The 26,996-nt window shown below is 47.0% G+C and carries 18 protein-coding genes; 17 read left to right on the forward strand and 1 reads right to left on the reverse strand.

Features of this window, described 5'->3' with window-relative positions; all coding sequences use genetic code 11:
* The first annotated feature begins 13 nt into the window (after window positions 1-13).
* The 7 genes from L4D19_RS13215 to L4D19_RS13245 all read left to right on the forward strand — a co-directional run bounded on the left by L4D19_RS13215 (window position 14) and on the right by L4D19_RS13245 (window position 9,006).
* Window positions 14-1,081 (forward strand): glycosyltransferase family 4 protein, encoded by a 1,068-nt coding sequence (locus L4D19_RS13215; protein ID WP_428452852.1) that lies wholly within the window; start codon window positions 14-16, stop codon window positions 1,079-1,081.
* Window positions 1,082-1,091: 10 nt separating this feature from the next.
* Entirely contained in the window at window positions 1,092-2,498 is a 1,407-nt protein-coding gene (locus L4D19_RS13220) for a mannose-1-phosphate guanylyltransferase/mannose-6-phosphate isomerase (RefSeq protein WP_428452853.1), read from the forward strand.
* A gap of 2 nt (window positions 2,499-2,500) precedes the next feature.
* Window positions 2,501-3,877: a phosphohexomutase domain-containing protein gene (locus tag L4D19_RS13225; RefSeq protein WP_428452854.1), complete on the forward strand. Its 1,377-nt coding sequence runs from the start codon at window positions 2,501-2,503 to the stop codon at window positions 3,875-3,877.
* Between the two features lie 80 nt (window positions 3,878-3,957).
* Window positions 3,958-5,364, forward strand: a complete 1,407-nt coding sequence (locus tag L4D19_RS13230; protein ID WP_428452855.1) for an undecaprenyl-phosphate glucose phosphotransferase — start codon at window positions 3,958-3,960, stop codon at window positions 5,362-5,364.
* 365 nt (window positions 5,365-5,729) lie between these two features.
* A complete protein-coding gene (locus L4D19_RS13235) occupies window positions 5,730-7,136 on the forward strand; it encodes an MBL fold metallo-hydrolase (RefSeq protein WP_428452856.1) in 1,407 nt (468 codons plus the stop codon).
* A 154-nt stretch (window positions 7,137-7,290) separates the two neighbouring features.
* Window positions 7,291-8,457: a nucleotide sugar dehydrogenase gene (locus L4D19_RS13240; protein ID WP_428452857.1), complete on the forward strand. Its 1,167-nt coding sequence runs from the start codon at window positions 7,291-7,293 to the stop codon at window positions 8,455-8,457.
* Between the two features lie 228 nt (window positions 8,458-8,685).
* Window positions 8,686-9,006 (forward strand): hypothetical protein, encoded by a 321-nt coding sequence (locus tag L4D19_RS13245; RefSeq protein WP_428452858.1) that lies wholly within the window; start codon window positions 8,686-8,688, stop codon window positions 9,004-9,006.
* 81 nt (window positions 9,007-9,087) lie between these two features.
* On the opposite strand, the gene mnmC is transcribed toward L4D19_RS13245, so the two are convergent.
* On the reverse strand, window positions 9,088-11,103 hold the full coding sequence (gene mnmC, locus L4D19_RS13250) for a bifunctional tRNA (5-methylaminomethyl-2-thiouridine)(34)-methyltransferase MnmC2/FAD-dependent 5-carboxymethylaminomethyl-2-thiouridine(34) oxidoreductase MnmC1 (RefSeq protein WP_428452883.1): 2,016 nt from the start codon (window positions 11,101-11,103) through the stop codon (window positions 9,088-9,090).
* A gap of 205 nt (window positions 11,104-11,308) precedes the next feature.
* Here mnmC and fabB point away from each other — a divergent pair, with 205 nt between their 5' ends.
* The 10 genes from fabB (at window position 11,309) to purF (ending at window position 26,992) form a co-directional block, all read left to right on the forward strand.
* Window positions 11,309-12,523 (forward strand): beta-ketoacyl-ACP synthase I, encoded by a 1,215-nt coding sequence (fabB, locus tag L4D19_RS13255; RefSeq protein WP_075764116.1) that lies wholly within the window; start codon window positions 11,309-11,311, stop codon window positions 12,521-12,523.
* A 448-nt stretch (window positions 12,524-12,971) separates the two neighbouring features.
* Window positions 12,972-14,144, forward strand: a complete 1,173-nt coding sequence (locus L4D19_RS13260) for a 4-phosphoerythronate dehydrogenase (RefSeq protein WP_428452859.1) — start codon at window positions 12,972-12,974, stop codon at window positions 14,142-14,144.
* Window positions 14,141-15,154 carry an aspartate-semialdehyde dehydrogenase gene (locus L4D19_RS13265; protein ID WP_160648664.1) on the forward strand — a complete coding sequence of 338 codons (1,014 nt, stop codon included), beginning with the start codon at window positions 14,141-14,143 and terminating at the stop codon, window positions 15,152-15,154. Before L4D19_RS13260 ends, L4D19_RS13265 begins: the two co-directional genes overlap by 4 nt.
* A gap of 283 nt (window positions 15,155-15,437) precedes the next feature.
* Window positions 15,438-20,678, forward strand: coding sequence for a FimV/HubP family polar landmark protein (locus tag L4D19_RS13270; protein ID WP_428452860.1), 5,241 nt, complete (start codon window positions 15,438-15,440; stop codon window positions 20,676-20,678).
* Window positions 20,679-20,897: 219 nt separating this feature from the next.
* Complete coding sequence (gene truA / locus L4D19_RS13275) at window positions 20,898-21,683, forward strand: tRNA pseudouridine(38-40) synthase TruA (protein ID WP_428452861.1); 786 nt, start codon at window positions 20,898-20,900, stop codon at window positions 21,681-21,683.
* A gap of 168 nt (window positions 21,684-21,851) precedes the next feature.
* Entirely contained in the window at window positions 21,852-22,793 is a 942-nt protein-coding gene (accD, locus tag L4D19_RS13280) for an acetyl-CoA carboxylase, carboxyltransferase subunit beta (RefSeq protein ID WP_428452862.1), read from the forward strand.
* Between the two features lie 160 nt (window positions 22,794-22,953).
* Complete coding sequence (gene folC / locus L4D19_RS13285) at window positions 22,954-24,225, forward strand: bifunctional tetrahydrofolate synthase/dihydrofolate synthase (protein ID WP_428452863.1); 1,272 nt, start codon at window positions 22,954-22,956, stop codon at window positions 24,223-24,225.
* A 2-nt stretch (window positions 24,226-24,227) separates the two neighbouring features.
* The gene (locus tag L4D19_RS13290; protein ID WP_428452864.1) at window positions 24,228-24,791 is read left to right on the forward strand and encodes an SPOR domain-containing protein; all 564 of its coding nucleotides are present in this window, start codon (window positions 24,228-24,230) and stop codon (window positions 24,789-24,791) included.
* A gap of 64 nt (window positions 24,792-24,855) precedes the next feature.
* Window positions 24,856-25,347 carry a CvpA family protein gene (locus tag L4D19_RS13295; RefSeq protein WP_075764229.1) on the forward strand — a complete coding sequence of 164 codons (492 nt, stop codon included), beginning with the start codon at window positions 24,856-24,858 and terminating at the stop codon, window positions 25,345-25,347.
* A 127-nt stretch (window positions 25,348-25,474) separates the two neighbouring features.
* Entirely contained in the window at window positions 25,475-26,992 is a 1,518-nt protein-coding gene (gene purF, locus L4D19_RS13300; protein WP_428452865.1) for an amidophosphoribosyltransferase, read from the forward strand.
* Window positions 26,993-26,996: the final 4 nt, after the last annotated feature.

The following is a 26,996-nucleotide window of genomic DNA, read 5'->3' on the forward strand; positions in this document are numbered from 1 at the left end:
AATTAGAGGTTTCATGAAAATTCTGCATTTTTCCGAGTCGATAAAGGGGGGAGTTGCAACTTATTTGAATTTGCTAGATGACGGTTTATCAAGATGCCAATTTCAAAACCACTATTTAGTACCTCATTCACATAAGAGTGAACTTGATATAACTGAAAATAAGCTTTCTTTTCACGATGGTGGAAGAGGAGTATCAAGTTTAATCGCAATGTTTTTTAAACTTTCAAAGACTGTTTCCGATATAAAACCGGATGTTATTTATGCTCATAGCACTTTTGCCGGACTACTTTTAATAATTTATAAGCTATTCTATGGAGCTAAGATAGTCTATTGTCCTCACGGTTGGGCCGTATTTCGAGAACAATCTAAGATTAAGAAAAAGATAATCTCATTTATTGAGAAATACATGAGTGTAGTCCCTGATGTTATTGTTGATATATCAAGGTTTGAACATGAATGTACAAAAACATTAGGATACAAAGGGAATAAGGTTTGTATTCCAAACTCTGTAAAGCTTTCAGATGAAGTTAAGCTCCATAAGGCAGATGAAGTTGAACGTTGTATTGAGTTATTATTTGTAGGGCGTTTCGATCATCAAAAAGGACTTGACATAATTCTTGATGCATTGGAAATAGTAAACCGTAATAGAATTAAGTTCAAAATTACTCTAGTTGGTGGGAGTGTGCTAAATTCTGAAACTAAATTTAATTTTGAGCACCCTTGGATAACTAATGTAGGTTGGGTTTCTAATAAAGACATTGATGCATTTTACCAAAAGGCAGATTTGTTAGTTATACCTTCACGTTGGGAAGGTTTTGGCTTGGTTGTTCTAGAAGCTTATAGAAATAGTACGCCTGTACTTTCTAGTACAAGTGGAGCTCTACCATTTTTGGTTGATGAGAATTTAACTGGATACGTCTCTGAACCAAATGCACAAGCTTTTGTCGAGCGACTTGAGACAATTAATCTAAATGATCTTAACCGTATGAGAATGTTTTGCAGAACGAAGGCTGAGCTACAGTTTAATGTTAACGATTTTACGAGCAAGCACGTAAACGTCATTAACTCTTTGATTAGTTAGGTAGTAATAAATGTTATGTCCCGTAATTATGGCAGGTGGCTCTGGAAGCCGACTTTGGCCATTGTCTAGAACTCATTACCCAAAGCAGTTTCTTTCTATCACCAGCTGCCAATCGATGCTTCAGGAAACCGTTTCAAGGCTAGAAGATATAAAGTGTGCATCCCCTATTTATATTTGTAATGAAGATCATCGCTTTCTTTTAGCTGAGCAGTTAAGGCAGAAAAATTTGTCTAGTGGCGGTATTATTTTAGAGCCAATGGGTAAAAATACAGCGCCGGCTATCGCTTTAGCTGCTCTTCATGCTCTTAAGCAAGGAACTGATCCCGTATTACTTGTATTAGCCGCCGATCATGTTATTCAGGATGTTTCTGCTTTTACGGATGCAGTTCACAGAGCTCAGGTTCTTGCTGAGAAGGGTAAGTTAGTCACTTTCGGTATAGTACCTAATAAGCCTGAAACTGGTTATGGGTATATCCGTAAAGGTGAAGCTGTTGATGATTATTCATTTAATGTGGATAGCTTTGTCGAAAAGCCAGATTTTGAAACGGCTAAGAAGTATCTGTCTGAAAATAAGTATTACTGGAATAGTGGTATGTTTATGTTTAGGGCATCTAGATACTTAAGCGAGTTAAAAGAGCACTGTCCAAAAATTTTAGAGGCATGTGATAAAGCGATAGTTGGTTCTCATAGTGACCTTGATTTTATTCGTTTAAACGAGTCTGCATTCAATGAGTGTCCAGACGACTCTATTGATTATGCTGTGATGGAGAAAACGGATTCTGCTGTAGTTGTTCCTATGGATGCAAGCTGGAGCGATGTGGGTTCGTGGTCAGCTTTATGGGATGTCAACGATAAAGATGATGATGGTAATGCAGTTCGTGGTGATGTTCTTCTTCATGATACTAGAGACAGTTACATATATAGTCAGGATAGGCTAGTTGCAACAGTTGGTGTTCAGGACTTAGTCGTTGTTGAGACGAAAGATGCTGTATTAGTTGCCAATAAACACAAAGTACAAGACGTAAAATGCATAGTTTCAAATTTGAAAGCTGCCGGAAGATCCGAAGTTATGCATCATCGAGATGAGTATAGACCATGGGGTAGCCACGAATCTGTCGCTGATGGTGAGAGATTTCATGTAAAAAAAGTGAAGGTAAAACCTGGCCACAAAACTGCAACTCAGGTCCACTATCATCGAGCTGAGCATTGGGTTGTGGTTTCTGGAACAGCTAAGGTTAGGAATGGCGACGAATCATATTTGGTTCATGAAAATGAATCTACTTATATTCCTAATGGTTCACCTCACTCTTTCGAAAACCCTGGTAAAATTCCTCTTGAAATTATAGAAGTACGTACAGGCGTATATTTAGAGGAAGACGATATTGTTCGTTTGGATTCATCTGGTAATGGTTATTAATAATGGATAAGTTAACTTGTTTTAAGGCATATGATATTCGAGGAAAACTAGGCAACGAGCTTAATGAAGATATTTCCTACCGCATTGGTCGAGCTTTTGGATATGCATTACAACCAAAAACCATTGTAGTAGGGGGGGATGTTCGTTTAACCTCGGAGTCACTAAAACAGGCTTTATCTGAGGGCTTGATGGACTCAGGTGTTAATGTTATCGACATCGGTGTTACCGGAACGGAAGAAATCTATTTTGCGACTAAGCACTTAGGCTTGGATGGAGGAATTGAAGTCACAGCAAGTCATAATCCATTGGACTACAATGGGATGAAACTTGTACGTGAAGATTCTAGGCCAATTAGTGGTGATACAGGGTTACGGGAAATTCAATTGTTAGCAGAGGCAAACAATTTCCCTCAAATTGATGCCAAAGGAAAGCTTTTTAAGCAGTCAAATTTGGAAGCATATGTCGACCATTTGATGTCATATATTACTCCTACTAACATTAAACCAATGAAGCTCGTTGTTAATTCAGGTAATGGAGCGGCAGGGCATGTTATAGATGAAATCGAAAAACGTTTTATAGCGCTGAATGTGCCAGTCGAATTCATCAAGGTTCATCATGAAGCTGATGGCAACTTCCCTAATGGAATTCCAAATCCTTTATTACCTGATTGTCGTGCTGATACTGCTGATGCTGTTATTGAGCATCAAGCTGACATGGGTATTGCTTGGGACGGTGATTTTGATCGCTGTTTTTTCTTTGACGAAAACGGAGTCTTTGTCGAAGGTTACTATGTGGTGGGATTGTTAGCTGAAGCGTTTTTGAAAAAGAATCCTGCTGAGAAGATAATTTATGATCCGAGAGTTTATTGGAATACTGAACATATAGTAGCTAAGAACAGCGGCATACCTATCATGTCTAAGACTGGTCATGCATTTATCAAGGAACGGATGCGTGAAGAGAATGCAATTTACGGTGGTGAAATGAGTGCTCATCACTATTTTAGGGATTTTGCCTATTGTGACTCTGGAATGATCCCATGGCTGCTTATTGCTGAACTCTTATCTGTGAAAAACTTAAAGTTGTCAGATACCGTTAAGGAATGTATTGCGGCATATCCATCATCGGGAGAGATTAATGCTAAGTTATCAGATCCTGATTCTGCTATTGAACGTGTTTTTGAGGCTTACAAGAGTCATGCGACGAAAATTGATTATACTGATGGAATAAGTTTAGAGTTCCAAGAAGATGATTCACCATGGCGATTTAATTTAAGGTGTTCTAATACTGAACCATTAGTCAGACTCAATGTGGAGTCAAAAGGTAATCATCAGGTAGTTGAAGAAAGAACTAAAGAGATAATCGATCTTTTAAATCAGTAATAGATGCTAATTTCTGTATCAGGGGAATATCATTTATCAATTATTGTTAATAATATTTTTTCTATTTAAGGCTAGGACGTATGAAATATCAGAGGGGAGTGCTACACAGTCGGCAAACAACGGTTGCGATGTTCACACGTATTGCAGATTCAATAGTGATATTAGCCAGTTCTCTAGCAGTTGCATTTTATTTTTCTCACACTTCAAGTGCGGCTAATTATTTATCTGCATTGATTGCTATGTTATCTTTTTACTTCATTTGTGAAGTAAAACACTTTTATGTATCGTGGCGTACTACACCATTTCGTATGGAAGCGTGGCGTATAAGTGTTTATTGGCTAATTTCATTCATGGCTGCGAGTAGTGCTGATTCACTTCTTCAATTTGAAATGTTCTCATCAATTCAACATCAAGTTATGTGGTTCGTTGTAACTTGGATTGTATTGTTGGTTTACCGCCGCTTATTGAAGTATTGCTTGCGTTTAGCACGTGTTCATGGCTTTAACTCTCGTCAGGTTGCTATTGTTGGTGCCGGCGTTTTAGGGCAAGAATTGGCAAAGCGCATAAACAACTCGCCTTGGATGGGATTGAATATAGTGGGGCATTATGACACTGCTGACTATATAGAGTCTGAACATCCACTACCTATAGCAGAAATTAAAGGTGACCTAGAAAAACTGGTTCAGGATGCGAAAAATGGAAAGGTTGATCGCGTTTATATTGCACTACCAGTCACTAAGCAATCTAACATTGCTTCACTAGTCAATGAGTTAGCAGATACTACCTGTGCAGTAATGTATCTTCCTGATGTTTTTACATTTGAATTGCTTCATTCACGAAGTGATAATTTAGATGGGCTTCCTGTTATAAGTATATATTCGTCACCGATGGATGGTTCGAACCGTATCATTAAACGAATTTTTGATCTTAGTGTAGGTGGTTGTATATTACTTATTATAGCAATTCCTATGGTTATTATTTCTGTAGCAGTTAAATTGACGTCGTCTGGCCCTGTTTTTTTTAAACAAAATCGTTACGGGATTGATGGTAAAGCTATTAAAGTTTGGAAGTTTAGAACCATGACTGTAATGGAGGATGGAGATAAAGTAACTCAAGCTAAAAAAGGTGATAATCGTTTGACGAAAATTGGAGGTTTCTTACGTCGCACCTCATTGGATGAATTACCTCAATTTATGAATGTTATTCAGGGGAGTATGTCCATTGTTGGGCCTCGCCCTCATGCCGTTGCTCATAACGAAGAATATCGAAAACTTATTAACGGTTACATGCTCCGTCACCTAGTTAAGCCAGGAATAACAGGTTGGGCACAAATAAATGGCTGGCGCGGCGAAACGGATACTCTTGATAAAATGGAAAAGCGTATTGAGTTTGATCTGGATTATATTCGAAACTGGTCTGTATTTCTTGATGCTAAAATTGTTTTTCTAACTATTTTCAAAGGATTTGTTGATAAAAATGCTTACTAGTAAATAAAGGTGTTTGTTTAGGGATGTGAAACGTTCTGTTTGAATACTTCGATGATGTTCTATACGTGGTATTGCTCGGTAACGCCAATGTGAGTTTTAACATGATTGGGGATCAAATGAACTTTATAATAAGTTAGAAAAATATTGTGTTTGTTCACTGAATGTTTCACTTGAAAGCGATGCCAATTTGGTATCGCTTTTTTTTTAATTTTCATTGGTAAAATTTAATAGTTGAAGGAATTTAAGTGATTCTTATGCCGGAGTTCTAAATTCGTGATTTGTTTCTAACATATAACTATTCTTTATTTCCTTCACCTCTTCCTTTGCCATCATCGGTGCAGGCTCACAAACCATAGGGCAATAAAGTGAACATTATCCACCATGGCGCTCGTACTGGCGTAACGGGCTCGTGTCATGAGATACGAATCGGTAATTACGGCCTGCTGATTGATTGCGGCTTGTTCCAGGGAGAGGAAGGCGGCTGTCTGCTAGATATTGACTTTCCAATAGAGCATATACGTGCGCTATTATTGACACACTGCCATATTGATCATGTTGGGCGTTTACCCTGGTTGTTGGCGGCGGGTTTCAGAGGCCCCATCTATGCGACAGAGGCTACGGCTGCGTTATTGCCGTTAATGCTGGAGGATGGCCTAAAAATCCACCTTGGGCTGAATAAGGTTCAGTGCAGCAGGTTTACCCAATTGGTACAGCAGCTTTTAAAGCCTATTCCATTTGATTGTCGTGTCGAGCTGATTTTACCTAGCAGTGAGTTGGTAAGTATCTGCTTTCGCCCTGCGGGCCATATTCTGGGGTCGGCCTATATCGAGCTTGTATTGCCGGAAGAAGGGATGGTGAATCATTCCTGTGGGCGTAAAGTCGTTTTCTCCGGTGATCTTGGCCCCTCTAATACTCCATTACATGTTGACCCTCAATCACCTGAACAGGTTGATACGCTGATAATAGAAAGTACGTATGGTAACAAACAACATCAGCCTGTTAGTCAGCGAGAGCAGCACTTATCCTCACTCATAGACTGTTCTCTTAAAGATGGCGGGGCAATATTGATCCCTGCGTTTAGCGTCGGTCGTACCCAGGAATTGCTGTTTGATATAGAGAATTTGATTGCTAAGGCAATGACAGGTATCTCCAAGCAAGTTGATTCAACATTGAAATGGCACCAACTTCCTGTGATCCTTGACTCTCCGTTGGCAATGGAAGTTACGCAGCAGTATGTTACCTTCCAGCGGCTATGGGCTAAAGAGGCAAAGCAACGAGTGATAAGAGGGCGACATCCCTTGTCTTTTGAGCAGTGCGTGACGATCAACCAGCACTCTGATCACATTGCGCTTGTTAATCGACTAAAAGCGACTGGAGAACCTGCGATTGTTGTTGCTGCAAGCGGGATGTGTGCCGGTGGCCGGATTATGAACTATCTTGAAGCCTTGCTGCCGGAGCCTCAAACGGATGTAGTGATGGTGGGGTATCAGGCGAGAGGGACTTTGGGGCGCCAGCTCTTGGAGCAGTCAAAATCTGTTGATATTAATAATCGTCGGGTTGAAGTGAATGCTGCTATCCATTCGCTGTCGGGCTACTCTGCTCATGCCGATCAAGGCGATTTGGTTCAGTTTGTGGCTAATATCAAGCTAGGTCCGTCGCAAATTCGGATTGTCCATGGTGATGTTGCCGCACAGGAAGCCTTGGCTCAAAAACTGGCTGTAGTAAAACCTGATTGCGAGATCATCATAACAGCAACCGAAACGCTGGATTAATAGGCCTGATAATTTTAAGAAGAGTTAAATATTCATGTCATAAAGCCTTAAACCGACTACTCTACAATAGTGACCTTATACAGTACCTTATAAGTATTGTTACAATATGAATTATTCCCTAAAAGCTGAAAATTGAATGATTTGAGGTTTAGTAATGCATATTACTGTTGTAGGAACAGGGTACGTCGGGCTGTCTAATGCCGTGTTGTTAGCGCAGAACAATGACGTAATAGCTCTTGATATTCTTGAAGACAAAGTAAGCCTAATCAATCAGCAAATTTCTCCTATAGAGGATAAAGAAATTAGCGAATTTCTGATTGGGCGAGAGTTAAATCTAGTTGCCATGATAGATAAGCAGTGTGCTTATGAGAAGGCAGAGTATGTGATCATCGCGACACCTACCGACTATGATCCGGTGACAAATCACTTTGATACCTCTTCGGTCGAAAGTGTGATTAAAGATGTGATGGCTATCAATCCCGAAGCGGTGATGGTCATCAAATCTACGGTACCTGTTGGCTATACCGAGCGAGTTAAACAAGAACTCGGTTGTGAGAACCTTATTTTTTCGCCTGAATTCCTGCGTGAAGGGAAGGCACTGTTAGATAATCTTTATCCTTCTCGGATTATCGTGGGTGAGCGCTCAGAGCGTGCAAAGCGTTTTGCAGAGCTTTTGGTACAGGGGGCGGTAAAAGAAGATATTGAGGTGTTGTTTTCGGAATCGACCGAAGCCGAGGCGGTAAAACTATTTTCTAATACATATCTTGCTATGCGTGTGGCTTACTTTAACGAGCTGGACTCTTACGCTGAAAAACATGGCCTCGACAGTCGCCAGATCATTGAGGGGGTAGGGTTAGATCCTCGCATCGGTTCTCATTACAACAACCCGTCTTTTGGTTACGGTGGTTACTGCTTGCCAAAGGATACCAAGCAGCTACTGGCAAACTACCAGGAAGTGCCGAACAATATCATTGGCGCTATTGTGGAGGCGAACAGAACCCGTAAGGATTTTATTGCCGATTCGATCATCAGCAAGCGGCCGAACGTGGTGGGTATTTTTCGCCTGATCATGAAGAGTGGTTCTGATAACTTCCGAGCCTCTTCAATTCAGGGCATCATGAAACGTATTAAAGCGAAAGGTATAGAGGTTGTTGTGTATGAGCCTGTGTTACAGGAAGAGGAGTTTTTTAACTCCCAAGTGATTACTGATCTTGAGCAGTTCAAGCTTATGTCTGATGTCATTGTCTCGAACCGTATGACAGCAGAGCTGGAAGATGTTGCCGATAAGATTTATACCCGCGATTTGTTCGGAGAAGATTGATTCGCGAACATCAGGTTCGAGTAACGAGAAGAGAGTGGCGAGACAGACGGTTAACTAATTTAACTGGCTTTCTCGCTTCTCGATAATCTCGTTTCTTTTTGTCCTACCTTTATCACTTTCTCATCTTTGAGACTATCAAAATCTCCTAGCTAACTCGTCCCTCGATCCTGCTAACTCTCCTATACTTACACTCATATCAATAAACTCGCTTATGTATTCGGGGATGATATGAATAAATCAATAATTGCACTTTTTTGTGCCGGGATGATGAGCATGTCTGCATACGCTGCAGATAGCCCAGGAACGCAATCTGCCTCAAGAACCGCGACTAATATTTCGACGGCTACATCGGTGAATACGGCTTCACAAGCTACATCTGAAGTGAAGGGAACGGCTGCTGGAATAGATACTGCGCTGGCGGCGTCTGCTGGTGGCTTAACGGCGACAGTACTTGCTGTGGGTGTAGCCGCAATAGTTATTGGTGTGGCGGTGTCAGATACCGGCGGCGGTGACGATCCGGCACCACCGGTAACTGTTCAGGCGGAGTAGGAATAATTCGGTTTTAGTTCCCTCCTCTTATGAAGGGGAGGGGCGAATTCGCTATGTTGTATCTCGCCGTTCTTGCTTCTCTTACAACTTTTTCCCTTTAACCAACCTGCGTACCCACATTCGTCCCGGGTGCAGGGCATCAAGCACATCATTAGGAAGTGGCAGCGGATCGCCGCAGATCTGTGATGCCAGCAGTTCACCTAGCAAAGGAGCAGAGCTTAATCCGCGAGAGCCTAAACCTATCATCGAATATAGGTTCGGATAAGTTGGAACACTCTCTGCGCTGTCTTGTTGTTCTCTCAAATCCGCATATTGCTCGATCAATGTCTCGTAGTTGCAAACATCGCCGATAAACGGCAGGTGGTCACGACTGGCACAGCGAACGCCTACGCGAGCATGCTTATCAGCCATATCGATCTCAGCTGGCCAGTTAGCACCTGGCAGGCAGTCAACCAGTCGCTGCTTGTTATCAGCATGCTCTTCCTCGCTGAACGTTAGATCGGTACTGCTGCGGCGGTAGCTGGCACCAATGCAGTGACTTTGAGTTGCGGTGTTGGCTGGTGTCAGGTAGCCGTCATAGCAAAGCACCGTTTTTAGCTGAGATAGTGAATCATTGGTGGGGATATGGCTGACCTGCCCCCTGACCGAATAGGCGGGAATGGCCTGGGTTTGTTCAAATTCTGCAAAACGGTGACCGTTAGCAACAATAACCGCTGCATGCTGGTATTGGTTTTCCGCACTATCAGTGAGTACCCAGCCGGATTGCTCATCGTGCTGAGTAAGTTTGCAGATATTAGTATTACTATTGAGTGTCAGGCGGCCACTTTCTTGTGCTAGTTGGATGAGTGCGCGGGTGAGCTCCTGCGGGCATAGCCAGCCGCCGAGCGGGTAGTTTACACTGCTATGACCCGAAGGGACGCCGGTAACTTGTTCTGTCTGCTCGGCATCTAGCTGTCTAATCAAGGTGTCGGGAAAGCCGCCGCCCATCATTTTGCCAAGCTTATTCTCTGCTGTTTCATTCCAGGCCAGCTGGGTGACACCACACCAGTCATGGGAAAAAGATTTTTTCTCGGCAGCTTGTTCGATAAACTGACGGGCATAGAGGAAGGCCGGAGCAAAGAAGCGAGATAACGCATCATTAGAGCCGTTAAGCAGAGGATAGACTGCGCCCTGACGATTTCCCGAGGCACCTTCAGCCGGCAGAGGATCGGCACAATATAAGGTAACGTCCATTCCACGGCGTACCAGCGATAATGCCGTGGTTGCCGAGCCGACACCGCCACCGATAATCGCTATATCCCGGGTATGTTCAGCGCTGGTGCGTGCATACCAAGGTTTATAGTTCGCCTGGTGCTGGCGTTGGGTCAACGTACCTGCCAGCATTTCCCGTTTTGTGCCAAAGCCCTTCACCTTGCTCATCTCGAAACCGGCATCGTTCAAGCCGCGGCGAACAAAGCCAGCAGCCGTAAATGTCGCGGTGCTACAACCGACGCGCGCCAGTTTGGCCATGCCGTCAAACAGGTTCTGATTCCACATCTCCGGGTTTTTGCTCGGCGCGAAACCATCTAAGAACCAGGCATCCACGATACCGTCATCATTGGTCCATACTTGAGGCATACACTCTTTGATATCGCCAAACCATAAGTCGAGGGTGATCATGCCGTCTTCCAGTACGATACGCTGGCAATCGGCAACGGCTGGCGGGTAATGGGCATGGAGTTGCTCGGCCAATTCGGCCAGCTCGGGCCAGGACTGGTGGGCTTTGATCAAATCGGCTTTGGTAACCGGAAATTTCTCAAAACTGATAAAGTGAAGCTCTTTGGTTGTCGTATCTGGGTGAGCCTTGCGAAAGGCTTTGAACCATTGCCAGACGGCCAGGAAGTTGAGCCCGGTACCAAATCCAGTCTCGGCCACGACAAAGCGGCGGCGGTTGAAGGTTTCCCAGCGCTCGGGTAAGCCATTTTGTTTGAGAAAAACATAGCGTGTTTCTTCCAAGCCATTGGTATTGGAGAAATAAACATCGTCAAAGTCATTGGATACCGGGGTACCGGACTCGTTCCAGTCAAGAATGGCATTTTCAATGCGCTTGTTAGACAACTCAGACAAAGGGAAACCTCATGTAAATGATGTAACAGATATCGTGATGGTCTGAATCTGATTGGCTAAGCTACAGAAACAGAAGCACTAACGATTAAATAAAGTGAAATTGACGGGGATTGTACCTGATAGTAGGGAAAGCTGACCACTTTCTGTGAATAAACCCGTTATTATCATCAGCGTTAAATGACAGTAGGAATTCATCATGAAACGAGCCGTAATTACAGGCATGGGTATCGTATCCAGCATTGGTAACAACGTTAAAGAAGTGCTGGAGTCTTTGAAAACGGGTAAATCCGGTATCAACTTCTCTGAACAGTTCGCAGAAATGAAGCTGCGAAGCAATGTTTGGGGCGACTTAAAGATGACCCCGTCTGAGCATATCGACCGTAAAAAAATGCGTTTCATGGGCGATGCAGCAGCATTTGCGTATTTGTCTATGGAGCAGGCAATTGAAGACGCCGGTCTGACTGAAGAACAAGTTTCCAATGACCGTACTGGCCTAGTGGCGGGTTCGGGTGGCGCATCCTCTTATAACCAGGCTGCAGCCGTTGATATTTTACGCGAGAAAGGCGTGAAGCGTGTCGGTCCTTATATGGTGCCTCGTACCATGTCATCGACAGTATCGGCTTGTCTGGCGACACCGTTTAAAATCCGTGGTGTGAACTACACCATGAGTTCAGCTTGTGCGACCTCTGCACACTGTATCGGCCACGCACTGGAGCTTATCCAGCTAGGCAAGCAAGATGTGGTTTTCGCTGGTGGCGGTGAAGAGCTGGACTGGACACTGACCATGATGTTCGATGCGATGGGCGCGTTATCGACCAAGTACAATGACGATCCAACGAAAGCTTCTCGTACCTATGATGCAGACCGTGACGGTTTCGTGATCTCTGGTGGTGGCGGCATGCTGGTTGTCGAGGAGCTTGAGCATGCTCTGGCTCGTGGCGCGAAAATCTACGGTGAAATCGTAGGCTACGGTGCGACATCAGATGGCTATGACATGGTAGCGCCTTCTGGCGAAGGTGCGGTGCGTTGTATGAAGATGGCAATGCAGGATCTTGACGAGCCGGTTGACTACATCAACACCCATGGTACCTCTACACCTGTTGGTGATGTGAAAGAGCTTGGTGCGATCCAGGAATTGTTTGGCGAGAAGAGCCCGGCTATTTCTGCGACTAAAGCGATGACAGGTCACGCTCTGGGTGCCGCTGGTGTGCATGAAGCTATCTACTCAACACTGATGCTGGATAATGGCTTTGTCGCGCCAAGTATCAACATTGATAACTTGGATCCGGCGGCAGAAGGCTTGGATATCGTAACTGAAACCCGTGAGCAACCGCTGAAAACAGTGATGTCTAACAGCTTCGGTTTTGGTGGTACGAACGCAACGCTTGTGATTAAGAAATACGAAGGTTAAGCCTTCGGGAGAGAATAGAGATACGGGGTTCGAAATATGAGATAGAGGGACGAGTATCGAGAAAGACGAGTTAGGCTCACCTTGAAACTCGTCACTCATGACTCGCCCCTAAACCCCTTTTATCTTTTTCCGGGACGGCACTGGCTAAGAACCAATCTAAGACGACTTTGGCGAGACTTCGAAGATTGCTGTTTCTATAGCCAGTGCCTATTAGACAGACGCGACATTAGCTTATGTGAATAGTATTTTCTTTTGCGGGAGCTGTCTATTGCAGAAGCGAGTGTTTTTTATAACCTGGATTTTTTTACCCGGCGCTATGCCGGGTTTTTTTATATATAAATATGCGAAGAACGGAGTACAATCAATACCCTGAATTTTGACTCGATACGTAATCTAGCCACCCTGAGCCAGGTATCTCGGTGCTAGGCTCAAGCATCCAGGACCACCCATGAAAATCCTTATTGACGAAAACATGCCTTATGCGGTCGATTTATTCAGCCTGCTGGGTGAGGTTGTGACGAAGCCGGGTCGGACGTTAACGTCGGATGATCTCATCGGCATCGATGCCCTAATGATCCGTTCAGTGACCAAAGTGAACAAGTCGTTGCTAGAAAAAGCCGATAAGTTGCGCTTTGTCGGAACGGCTACGGCCGGGCAGGATCATGTCGATCAGGCGTTGCTTGAACAGCAAGGCATCACGTTTACTGCCGCGCCCGGATGTAACAAGGTCGGCGTGGCGGAATACGTGCTCAGCAGCTTGATGGTGTTGGGGCAGCAGCAAGGTTTTTCGGTTTTTGACAAAACCATCGGTATTGTTGGAGCCGGGAATGTGGGTACTTACCTGGCCCGGTGTCTTGATGCATTGGGGATCCGTTATTTGCTCAATGATCCTTTAAAAGAGCAGCAGGGCGATAGCCGTCAATTCCATTCGTTAGAAACGTTACAGAAACAGTGTGATGTCATTACCCTGCATACGCCAATCACTCGTGACGGTGACTTCCCAACTTACCACCTGATCGATGAAGCCTTTTTGGACACCTTGGCACCGGGAGCCATACTGATTAATGCTGCGCGAGGTCCTGTTGTTGATAATCAGGCTTTGAAAGTGGCGCTGCAACAGGCCAGCAGTGGAGAGGGCAAGCCGTTAACCGCTGTGTTGGATGTCTTTGAGCATGAGCCGCTGGTGGATCTCGATTTATTGCCGTTGCTGGCGTTTGCGACCCCGCATATTGCCGGCTATGGCCTTGAGGGCAAGGCGCGGGGTACCACGATGGTGTTTAATCGCTATTGTGAGTTCCTTGGCCTCGACAAACGGGTGTCGGCCTCCAGTTTGTTGCCTGTGGCACCGATCCCCTTCGTGCAGCTGAGTAAGAAGTGGCAAGAAGACGATTTATTTGCCCTGATCCAGCTTATCTATGATGTCCGCAAAGATGATGCCCTGTTTCGTCGCGAAATGATCCAAAGTGCGGGGAACGATCAACAGATGGCTGCGGCTTTTGACCTGATGAGAAAAAATTATTGGGATCGGCGCGAATATAGCGCAATTACAGTAGCCGGAGAGACGGGTTTTGGGGTAGAGTCGCTGGCTAAATTAGGTTTTACAGTAGAGGAAACTCCATGAGCCAGGAATTTGATATTGCCGTACTCGGCGCAACAGGTGCTGTCGGTGAGGCCATCGTCGAAGTTCTAGAGGAACGCAATTTTCCTGTTCGCAATCTATATTTGCTAGCATCCGAGCGTAGCGCAGGCAACACGTTGCGTTTTAAGGGCAAGAGTGTTCGTGTTACAGATGTAGAAGAATTTGACTGGAGTCAGGTGCAGCTTGCACTATTCTCTGCCGGTGCGGAAACGTCTGACCGTTGGGCACCGATTGCTGCTGATCACGGCGTGGTGGTGATTGATAATACATCACGCTTCCGCTACGAGTACGATGTACCTTTGGTGGTGCCGGAAGTAAACCCGCATGCGCTGGCTGATTACCGGAACCGAAACATTATTGCCAACCCGAACTGTTCGACCATCCAGATGCTGGTGGCACTTAAGCCAATCCACGAAGCGTATGGTATCGAGCGCATCAATGTTGCCACTTACCAGTCGGTTTCAGGCTCGGGCAAGAAAGGTGTCGATGAGCTGGCGGGACAAACGGCTAAGCTGCTAAACGGCCTGCCGGCGGAAAACAAGGCTTACGACAAGCAAATTGCCTTTAACTGTCTGCCGCATATTGATGAGTTTATGGATAACGGCTACACCAAAGAAGAAATGAAAATGGTGTGGGAAACTCAGAAAATTCTGGGTGACGATAATATCCGCGTTAACCCTACCTGTGTTCGCGTCCCTGTGTTTTATGGCCATGCCGAAGCGGTACATGTGGAAACATGTCAGCCAGTTCATGTCGAGGAGGCTATCAGCCTGCTTGAAAATGCAGAAGGCATTGAAGTATTCCACGGTAATGACTATCCGACTCAGGTGGGTGATGCAACAGGAAAAGACCATGTTATGGTTGCCCGCATCCGTGAAGACATCAGTCATCCGTGTGGTCTGAACATGTGGGTTGTTGCTGATAACGTCCGTAAAGGCGCAGCAACAAACAGTGTACAGATTGCCGAAAAACTGATTGAAGAGTACCTGTAATTCTCACGTACTTGTTCCCTCCCCTTATGAAGGGGAGGGCTAGGGTGGGGTTGAAGCCTCTTTCCACCACTCCCTTGAAAGAGGGAGGAATTTTCTTTGACTACATTAAGTATTGTTGATGCAGGGGCCCTTCCTTTGAGCAACAACCCTCAATTACCGCTCAAGAGTCTTGATGTGTGGTCGATAGATTCATTATGCTTAGCGCCATGATTTCGATTGTCGGTTCAATTCACGCGATACTCGAAACGACTTTATTATTCCCTGCCAGAGAGGACAGCAGGCAGTGTCTGACCTATCGACTATGATAAAACGCTTACTATTACCGGTTATTTTCGCCAGTGCAGCCTTCCATATACCGGTCCAGGCCAATACGGTACGTATTGTTGGCCCTGCTGCTGACGAGCAGCCAGCAACGATTGTTGAGACGGTTCGTAATACCTCAACAAACCGTTCCTCTGCGACTCGCTATGGGCCGACGGCCAATAATGAGACGCTGTGGTCTATTGCAACCCGTAACCGCCCGAACAATCAGGTGTCGGTCTATCAGGTCATCGGTGCGATCCACCGCGCCAATCCACAGGCTTTCGAACAAAACAATATTCATGGCCTGATCCCCGGCAGCGTGCTGACTATTCCGAGCCTGGGACAGATCCGTCAGGAAAACATTGATAGCGTCAAGCGTCGCCTGGCCGCAGACCAGCGACGTCAGTCACGTCAGACATCCTCGTCTGCACCATCTAGTGCCCCGGCACCAAGAGTAAATACACCAGCACCAACTGTTGTTGCTCAGCCGATTCCCAAGCCAGATGTCGCCAAAGAAGAGCTGGTGAGTCAAGCCGCTCCTAAAGTGAGCAGCGAGGCTAGTTCGTCGTCGGCACCGCAAAACCCGAAAGGGGGGATTCCGCTTAAGCCTACGGCTCTTCAGGCGCAGTTGGATGCGTCTGATGTCCAAATGACCAAGCTTCTGGAAAGCAATCATTTATTGCGGGTTCGCCTCGCTGAGATGCAGCACGAAGTTACTGCATTAAAGGATCAGATCAGCAGTGATGAGATCCTTCGAGAGCAAATCAAAGGGTTCATTCAGCAACAGAAGGTCCAGCAGGTTGAGCCTGTTGTTGTTCAAACGTCATGGATAGATAGCCTGATAGCCAACCCATGGGCGTTAGCGGCAGTTGCCTTCCTTCCTGGTTCACTGATTGCCGGTGCACTGGCTTTCTTCATGCTAAGACGTAAGAAAGAGGGTGACGATGAGGTTAAATCCCTAGACAGCCCGGAACAAAAGCCTGCGATGGTCCCTCCTCCTGAGGATGATGCGGTTAACCCGGAGCTTCCGCTCAGCGATGACAATGATATTGATGATCTTTTCGGGGGCGATGACGACTCGCTGTTTGATGACCCTGAAAAGAGCCTCTTCTCTGGCGAGTCGGATAAAGAAGTCGATTCAATTGATATGCTCGATTTGTCTACAGATAGTAGCGATGAATTCGAGATTGACAGCGGCCTGACCCCGAGCAGCATTTCTGTGAAAGGTGATGAGCAGGCGATTGGACTCCAGGACATGGAGCGGGCGCTGGATGAAATGGAGCAGTCCTCAGAGCCTAATTCAGATGAAGCTCTGGCCGCAATGTGGGAACAGTCGCTTCAAAGCGAAGCAGACGATGAAGACAGCTTTGATCTTTCCGATGACAGCACGGTCGGCTTGGATGACGATTTGCTCGGAGAGCAGAAGATTGAGGATGGGCTGCTTGACCAGTCTATCTTGGATGATCTGCTGTCAGAAGTTGAAATGGAACAGGACAGTCACGATCAGCCTGCGCAAGAAGATGCCAGTCAGCAGGTGGTTGACCAGGATGATCTGGATTCGTTGTTTGATTCGGTTGAAGTGGAAGAGACTCCGGAGTCTCCGTCACCAGTCAGTTCAGAACAAACTGATGTTGTCGAAGAGGCTGCGCAACAGGCCGCTGTTGATCAGGCGTTAGCCGATGCTGATGCGATGTTTGCCGTTGAGTCGGAAGCGGTTGATGAAGGTGATATTGACGCTTTGTTTGAAGCGAACAGTACGGCATTGCTTGATGAGTTGATAGAAGAAGACGATGAGTTAAGCACTGAGGTTGAAGTCGAAGTTGAGGAAAACAGTACAGCACTGCTTGATGAATTGCTTGGTGAAGATGACACTAGTGATCTGCTCAATCCGAGCGTATCCATTGATGAGAACAGCACAGCATTACTGGATGAGCTGGTTGATGATCTTGATGACGACCTTGATGATGTCGACAACGATGGTTTAGCAACATCCGATCCCAAGCTCAACGATGAAGAAGAGTTGAACCTTGATGATGTCGTTATTGACGAGAATAGCACTGACCTGCTGGATGATATTCTTGCTCAGCACAGCAGCCTTCCTGAGCTATCGACCTCGGAACCTGAACCGCAAGGCCTAGATGAGCCGCTTGGCACTCATGATCAGCAAACCATCGACGAACAGCAAGCCATCGATGAACTGCCTGGTGACAGTGTGGGATCTGATCTGCCAGAGCCTGAGATGTTCGAGACTGATTTTTCAGACCCTGAGTTTGAGCCGGTACCCGACAACGAAGACGCTTTGTCGCAGCAACAGCAAGCACCTGATGCCGATTTCCCAGAGCCAGAACAGTCGGCTTTTGCCGAGATATTCAATGAGGCGCTGGACGAGCAGCCCGCAGAACCGGATCCGGAACCTCAGGCTGATCCTGCGCCTGTATCTGAGCCTGTTGCAGAATCTATTCAAGAGCAGGAGCTTATTGATGCGCTCACTCAGGAACCAGAACAACAGCTTGCTCCGGAGCCAGTGTTAGATAGCGAAGCGGATGCAGAACAACAGGAAAACGAGTCACTTCCACAGCAAGAGCCGGTAGAAGCCGATGAAATTGATGCGTTGCTGGCGGATGTTGAAGGGTTGCTGGATGAACCTGAAACTGATGATGTTGAAGTGCTTGGCCGTAGTGTTGATGAGCTATTGGAAAGCTTTGAGGAGCAGCCAGAGCAATCAGCTCAGGAAGGCTCTGCTCTTGATGCCATTGACGCTGGTGATGCTACTGACTCTGGGGTAGAAGACCCCGCTCTAGAGGAACCAGATGGTGAAGACGCCGGGACTCAGGAATCTGGTGCCGAAGAGTTTGATGTTGAGAAGCCTAGTGTCGATGGGGCCGATGCTGAAGAAGCCGACACCGAAGTAACAGGCTTTGATGAACCAAACCTAGCTGAAAGTGCACTTGATAAAGTAGTAGGTGATACACCTGTCGAGCCAGAAGAAACGGTGCTTACTGAGGCCTATTCTGATGAACTCCCAGTTTCAAATGACGAAGTGGCCTTGGCTGAACCAGAGCCGCTCTCTGAGCCTCAGGCTGAAACTCCGGTATCTGTAGATGAGCCTCATCAAAATGACGTTCTGGGAAACGACATTCAGGATGAACAGGTCATGCCGGAACCATCAAGCCTTGATGAACTGCCGGAGTTTGATGAAGAGCAGCAAGCGCTTGATAATGTTGTTCAGCAGCTACAGCAGGCTGCGGAAGCCGCGCAGCCTCAGACATCTGTAACAGAAGACCAAGCTGTTGAAGGTCTGGCGTCAGAAGGCCTGAACGTTGATATTCCGGCAATGGCCGATGAAGCTGAATATCAGTCAGTTGATGACTTACTCGATGCTTCGTTTGATGACTGGGTGCCCGAAGAGCCGACTCAGGAAGAAGTGCAACCGGAAGAAGCGCTTGCTAAGCAACCTGAACTGGAAGCGCCGGAACCGTTAAGCCTGGATGATCTGCCTGAGTTTGACGAAGAGGCGGCATTCAATGATCCGGAAGCAGAAGAGTTAGAGGACCTATCGCCTTCGCTTTCAGAAGATGAAGAGCAGCAGGCGCTTGATAATATTGTTAAGCAGCTGCAACAGGCTGCCGAAGCTTCCCTGCCAGAAAATGTTGTCGCTCCTGATCTTGCATCAGATGAATCCGTAACTGAAGAGCTAACCCCTGAAGCTCCGTCTGCTGTTGATGACTCTGAGTATCAATCTGTTGATGATTTACTCGATGCCTCGCCGGAACCGTTAACCCTTGATGAACTGCCTGAGTTTGACGAAGAAGCGGCTTTTAATGACCCTGAAGCGGAAGAGCTCGAGGAGCTATCATCGCCGCTGTCAGAAGATGAAGAGCAGCATGCGCTTGATAATATTGTCAAGCAATTGCAGCAGGCCGCCGAAGCTGTCCAGGCTGATAGCCATGAGCCAGAAGCGGAACAAAGCCCGGCCGAAGAAGTGGATGCGGAATCTGCTGAACCCGCACCAGCATCTATTCATGGTGAGCAGACTATTGAGTTCGAGAGTATTGATCCAAGCTCACTGCCAGAGTTTAGTGAAGATGAAGCTTTGCAGGCGTCTTTCGATGAACAGCATGAGCTCGAGCAATACGAAGTAGAGCAAGGGCTGAGAGAACCGCAGGCCGCAAAACCGCTTCAGCCTGAAACGCCACCGGCAGATATGTTTGACGACGAGTTTGTCGACTCCGCCGGACTTGATATGGCTGCTCTGCTGAGCGATCCCGAGGAAGCCTTTGCTGGCAGTGACAATGTGCAGGCTGAGAACACATTGGCTGGCAATGTTCTAGAAGCAGAGGTAGAAGCACAGCCAATCGAGCCAACTGTACAGGAGAATGAGCATGCACAGGAGAAAGTGCATGAGCAGGAAGAAGAGCCTGCTCCTCAAGACGCTGTTGTTGAGCTAGAAGACACGCAAGAATCACTCAGCATCGATTCTGCCTGGGATGATAATGTTGACTCTGTATCGGAAGATATCGCTGGCGAGAGTGTGCCAGAGCCTGTTCATTCGGACCTGAATGAATTCGTGGCGGATAACCCAGATGATATCGATACTAAACCAAGCTTTGATTTTCAGGATGAGCTTGAAGCCGAGCGTGAACAGTTGCTGTCGAACACCTTTGATGGCGATGACGAGTATTCGAGCTTTTCTGGCTCAGAGCTTGAGATGCCGGAAGAAGATTCGGCAATCTGGGCGGCAACCAGCCCTGAACCAGTACTGGAGACAGAGAATTGGGCTGAGCAGCCCCAGATGCAAATTGAAGACGTGGCTGCTTTTGATACCGAAATGCTACTGGCAGAAGCGGAATCGCAGGCATTACTCGACGATATTGGCGGCAGTGAACTGGTTACTGATGCCGATCCTTCTCCTGCGTATATCAGTATTGACGAGCTGATGAAAGACATAGAGTCTGAGCACCCGGTCGAGGTGGAGGAAGAGCCGCTGAACCTGGAGGTAGGGCTTGATGAGTTCCCGGATGTCCTTTCTGATGTGGCTGCATTTGATGTCGATAGCCAGGGGGAATATGCCAGCAAGCTGGATTTGGCCAAAGCTTATCTTGAGATGAATGACAGTGAAGGTGCGCTTGGCTTGTTGGAAGAGGTTGCCAGTAATGGTGATGCCCAGATCAAACGCGAAGCGAAGGGGCTGTTAGACAAGGTGCGAGGTTCGAGATCCTAGTATCTGAACAAGAAGGAAAACTAGGACCTAGGTTTTAGTTTTCAGGTTCGAGGAAAAGCGAGAGCAATGGCTCTCGCTTTTGTTTTTATGGGCTCATTTGTCTGATTCTAGGAACTCGACCCTAGAATTTCGGAACTTTGTTATTCTCGCTTTTTTCCCTATAATCCCTCACTCCTTGATAACAGGCCAGCTGCGCCGACAGTAAGAACGAAGTAAATTATGCGAATAGCTTTAGGTATCGAATACGATGGGGCCAAGTATTATGGCTGGCAGCGTCAACGTGACGTTGATAGCGTGCAGGAGCGCCTGGAAAAAGCGCTGAGTAAAGTCGCCAACCAGCCTGTTGAAGTACAGTGTGCCGGACGTACCGATGCAGGGGTACACGGAACGGGCCAGGTCGTCCATTTCGATGTCGATGTCGAGCGTAAGATGGTTGCCTGGACCATGGGCGCTAACGCCAATCTGCCCAAAGATGTCGCTGTTCGTTGGGCGACAGAAGTGAGTGATGACTTTCATGCCCGTTTTACCGCTACGGCTCGCCGCTATCGCTATATCATCTATAATCATGCACTACGTCCCGCTATTTTGGGGACAGGGGTAAGCCATTATCACGGCGAGCTCGACGTAGAGAAAATGCAAGAGGCCGGTCAGTATTTGCTGGGTGAGAATGACTTCACATCCTTCCGTGCTGTGTATTGTCAATCTCGTAGTCCTTGGCGTAACCTAATGCACCTGAATGTGTCTCGCCAGGGCAACTTTGTCATTATTGATATCAAGGCGAACGCGTTTGTACACCATATGGTACGAAATATCACCGGGAGCCTGATTAAGGTTGGCCGCGGTGAAGAAAAACCTGAATGGATGAAGTGGTTACTGGAGCAGAAAGACCGCACTCTGGCGGGTGCAACGGCGAAAGCTGAAGGTCTGTATTTGGTTGATGTTGATTACCCTGAGGAGTTCGGGTTGCCAAGAGCGCCGATTGGTCCGCTGTTTTTGCCCGATTGACAGAAGGATTAGGGGAATAAACTAGGATCTAGTTCCCCTTTAGCAACTAGTACAACCAGTTTTTTATCTACAGATCGACAACTTTGTGCTTTAATTCCACCTCGGTAAATTAACGAATTTATAATTCTCTGCTATATAGCCGGGAAATAAGAAGATGAAAGGTCATTCATGAGCTGGCTTGAAAAGATCAAAAGCAACATTGTTTCTTCTCGAAAGGCGTCCATCCCTGAAGGCGTATGGACCAAATGTACATCATGTGAACAAGTGCTTTATCACGCAGACCTGGAACGTAGCTTAGAAGTTTGTCCTAAGTGTGATCATCATATGCGTATGAAGGCGCGTCGTCGCCTTGAAACTTTCCTTGATACTGAAGGTCAGGTTGAAATTGCTGCAGAGATGGAGCCACAGGATAAGCTGAAGTTCCGCGATTCGAAAAAGTATAAAGATCGCCTTTCTGCGGCGCAGAAAAACAGTGGTGAGAAAGACGCACTGGTTGTGATGAAAGGTACGTTACTGGAGCAACCTCTGGTCGCGTGTGCTTTTGAGTTCTCCTTTATGGGCGGCTCAATGGGCTCCGTAGTCGGTGCCAAGTTTGTACTAGCTGTCGATGAGGCAATCGCCAATAACTGTGCACTGGTTTGTTTCTCTGCCAGTGGCGGTGCCCGTATGCAGGAAGCGCTAATGTCTTTGATGCAGATGGCAAAAACCAGTGCAGCACTGGAGCGCTTGTCTGACAAAGGCTTGCCGTTTATCTCTGTATTGACCGATCCGACCATGGGCGGGGTATCAGCAAGTTTGGCAATGCTGGGTGATATCAACATTGGTGAGCCGAAAGCCTTGATTGGTTTTGCCGGTCAGCGTGTTATTGAGCAAACAGTCCGTGAGAAGCTTCCTGAAGGCTTCCAGCGTAGTGAGTTCCTGCTTGAGCACGGTGCGATTGATATGATTGTCGATCGCCGAGAAATGCGCCAACGTATTGGTGGCATTATCGCGAAGCTGACTCATTCAACGTCGCCGATGGTTGTGCCGGTTGTTCCGCCTGTGGCTGCTGCCGAGGACGTTCAGGCTGACGATACAGAAACAAAAGAAGCAGATAACGAGAAAGAATAACGTTTTCTGCCATTGAACCGGGTTTGGTTGATAGTTAAAGCTATCAGTAAAGTGCACAAGTGATGTGTTGAGCGAATTAATTCCTCTCTTTACATGAATTCAAACTCGGTTCAGTGTTAAATTAGTACCTATCATAGGTATTAATTTAGAACGATAACAAATGTCCGGACTGACAGCACCACTAGCCACCGCTCCATTAGCCGATTGGCTGACTTATTTAGAAAACCTCCACACCAGTGCCATTGATCTTGGATTAGATCGCGCCTCACGTGTCGCTCATCGCGGCCAGTTAACGAAACCCGCACCGCATGTTATTACTGTTGCCGGCACTAACGGCAAGGGCTCGACCTGTGCAATCCTGGAAGCTATTTTGCTTGATGCCGGATACAAGGTTGGTGTCTACAGTTCCCCTCACCTTGTTCGGTATAACGAGCGTGTCCGGATCAACGGCGCCGAGCTGGCCGATGATGAACATAGCAGGGCATTTGCAGCTATTGAGATGTACCGTCAGGAAGTAAGCTTGAGCCTGTTCGAGTTTGGCACGCTGGCTGCTCTGGAGCTTTTTAAGCGCCATCAGGTTGAAGTGGTTATTTTGGAGGTGGGATTGGGCGGACGCCTTGATGCCACCAATATTGTTGATCATGATGTATCGGTCATTACCAGTCTGGCTGTTGATCATGTCGACTGGCTGGGTGACGATATCGAAGTGATCGGCTATGAGAAAGCGGGCATATTCAGATCACAGAAGCCTGCAATATGTGGTCAGCCTAATCCTCCGGCAACCGTTCCTGCTCATGCTGATGACATTGGGGCCAAGCTTTATCAGGTTGGTTATCAGTTTGATTACAAGCAGTCTGAGAATAGCTGGAGCTGGCATTGCGGGGCATTTGATCTGAATGATTTACCTTTGCCGTCTCTTCCTCTGCCCAATGCGGCAACGGCACTGATGGCCTTGGGCGCTGCCGAGCTGGATATCAGTGATGAGAACATTGCTAATGGCCTGGCAAAGGCGTCGCTGCCTGGCCGAATGGAGCGAGTATTAGACTCACCGCTCGTTATTATGGATGTGGCACATAACCCCCACTCAGCGCAGTACTTTGCCCAGCAGTTAGCTTTAGTTAAGCAGCGCGAAAACAAAGGCCGTATTCATGCTGTTGTAGCCATGCTGCACGATAAGGATATAGCAGCAACGGTGGCAGAGATGCATGATGTCGTCGATGTGTGGTACCCAGCGTCGCTTGAAGGGCCAAGGGCGGCGACTGCCGATGAAATTATTGCGCACTTGCCGGGTGATAGTCAGCCTTACCCTACGCCGGAACAAGCTTATGACACAGCGCTGACAGAGGCCGGCGACGAGGATATGGTAATCGTATTTGGCTCGTTTTACACTGTCGGTCAGATTTCCAGTCACTTAGCATCAACCCAGGAGTAGACGTGGCAAGTAAATTCCAAAGTCGCTTGGTCGGTACCATTATTTTGGTGGCGATCGGTGTTATTTTTCTGCCTGACTTGTTTGATGGCAAGAAGCAGCATTATCAAGAACAGTTTGCCAGTATTCCGCTTCAGCCTGAAATTGGTGAGGAAGGGGAGTTTGAAGTGATCCCCGAGCCCGAGTTTGCCGAGGTCGATTTGCCGCCGGAGCCTGTGACCGTCGTGATTGATGAGCCTGAGGCGAACAATACTGTCTCGGAGCGTGGCACGGTCAAGGTCGAGCCTGCTCCAGTCACAGAGCCAAAGGTAGGTAACCAAGATAGCGGTTGGGTTGTACAACTTGGCGTATTTCGCAATTTCGACAACGCCAACCAACTGGTCAGCAAACTACGTGATGCCGGTTACCAGGCACATGTTTTTCCCAAGCAGCCTCAGCAAGGTGATCTGGCGCGGGTAGTTGTTGGTCCGGATGTGTCAAAATCCAAGCTTTCTACCCAGCTCAAAGAATTGGAAAAATTAACCGGTTTAAAGGGCCGATTGCTCAGATTTAACCCACTAAACCCTTAGGTAAACGTTTGCGTTCTCATTTTTTCTGTTAGAATACGCACCAACAAGATGAATATAACAAATGATGATCTGGATTGATTACGTAATTTTAGGCGTAATAGGCTTCTCTGCACTGGTCAGTTTGATCCGTGGTTTTGTTAAGGAAGCCTTGTCACTGGTAATTTGGTTCGCTGCCTTTTTCATCGCCAGTAATTTTTATACCGAGCTGGCAGCGTACTTTACGAATATACAGGATGAGATGCTACGTAACGGTAGTGCCATCGCAGCATTGTTCATTGCCACACTGATTGTCGGTGCGGTCGTGAACTATGTCATAGGACAGTTAGTACAGAAAACAGGCCTGTCTGGGACAGATCGGGTTCTGGGAATTGTCTTTGGCGGAGTGAGGGGAGTACTGATTGTCTCTGCCCTGCTATTCTTCATCGATGCGTTTACAGGGTTTGCAAGTGCTGACTGGTGGAAAGAGTCGCAGTTGATCCCGCAGTTTGGCGTCGTGATTGAATGGTTCTTCACTTACCTCAAAGACACATCAAGCTTTTTGCCCGGTGCACTGTAGCATCGGTATTTAGACAGTTTGTTTATTCATTGACTGTTATCAGGGGCGGCAGACACCGCCCCTGTTGATAAGCGTGAGATGGGTAGGCTGTTATAATTGCACTTAATGCGTGACGAGGAATTAGGACATGTGTGGTATTGTCGGAATCGTGGGTTCAACCCCGGTAAACCAGTCTATCTATGATGCACTGACCGTGCTACAACATCGCGGCCAGGATGCCGCCGGTATTGTTACCCTGGAAAGCAATCGTTTCCGTCTGCGAAAAGCAAATGGTCTGGTACGTGATGTCTTTGAAGCGAGGCATATGCAGCGCCTTCAGGGCAATGTAGGTATCGGCCATGTTCGTTATCCGACGGCGGGAAGCTCAAGTGCCTCGGAAGCACAGCCGTTTTACGTTAACTCGCCTTATGGTATTTCATTGGCGCATAACGGTAACCTCACCAATGCAGCCGAAATCAGGGAGACATTGTTTGAGCAGGCTAGGCGTCATGTCAATACGACCTCTGATTCAGAAATTCTTCTTAATGTCCTCGCCAACCAACTCGAACATGCCCAGTCCTACCCAATAAACCCAACTGATATTTTTAAAGCCGTGCGCGAAGTCCACCGGATCGTCAAGGGGGCGTATGCGGTTGTCGCTATGGTGATCGGCCACGGTATTATTGCGTTTCGTGACCCGCATGGTATTCGTCCGCTATGTATGGGCAAGCGAGAAGTCGACGGAAAGACGGAGTACATGGTTGCCTCGGAGTCAGTGGCTCTTGATGCGGTAGGTTTTGACTTTGTCCGCGATGTGGCACCAGGCGAAGCGGTTTATATTTCCTTTGACGGTGAGCTCTACACCGAGCAATGTGCTGATAACCCGACACTAAACCCGTGTGTCTTCGAGTTCGTATACTTTGCCCGCCCTGACTCCTTTATCGATAAGGTGTCAGTGTACGGCGCCCGTGTCCGGATGGGTACCAAGCTTGGTGAGAAGATTAAGCGGGAGTGGGATGATTTGGACATTGATGTCGTGATCCCAATACCGGAAACCTCTTGTGATAGCGCGCTCGAAATTGCTCGCAGTCTTGATTTGCCGTACCGTCAGGGGTTTGTGAAGAACCGTTATGTAGGCCGGACTTTCATCATGCCGGGGCAGCAAATGCGTCGTAAGTCAGTTCGCCGCAAGCTCAATGCGATCCGTTCTGAGTTTAAAGGTAAGAGTGTGCTGCTGGTGGATGATTCTATTGTCCGTGGTACGACTTCCGAGCAAATTATCGAGATGGCTCGTGAAGCGGGAGCTCGCAAGGTGTATCTGGCATCAGCCGCGCCGGAAGTGCGCTTTCCGAATGTATATGGTATCGATATGCCAAGTGCTAACGAGCTGATTGCTCATGGCCGCGAAGTGGATGAGATCTGCAAGATGATTGGTGCTGATGGCCTGATCTTCCAGGAGCTTGATGATTTGGTGTCAGCTGTGCTGGAAGGGAACCCGGATATCCCGCAGTTTGAAGCCTCGGTATTCAGTGGCAGTTATGTGACTGGTGATGTCAATCAGGAGTACCTTGAATATCTGGAGTCGTTGCGTAGTGAAGACTCCAAGACTCAGCGTACTATTCAGCAGGATTTGGCAAACCTGGAATTGCATAACGAGGGCGTTTAATCCT

It is taken from the genome of Photobacterium kasasachensis (genome assembly GCF_050336885.1).
GTDB classification, from domain to species: domain Bacteria; phylum Pseudomonadota; class Gammaproteobacteria; order Enterobacterales; family Vibrionaceae; genus Photobacterium; species Photobacterium kasasachensis.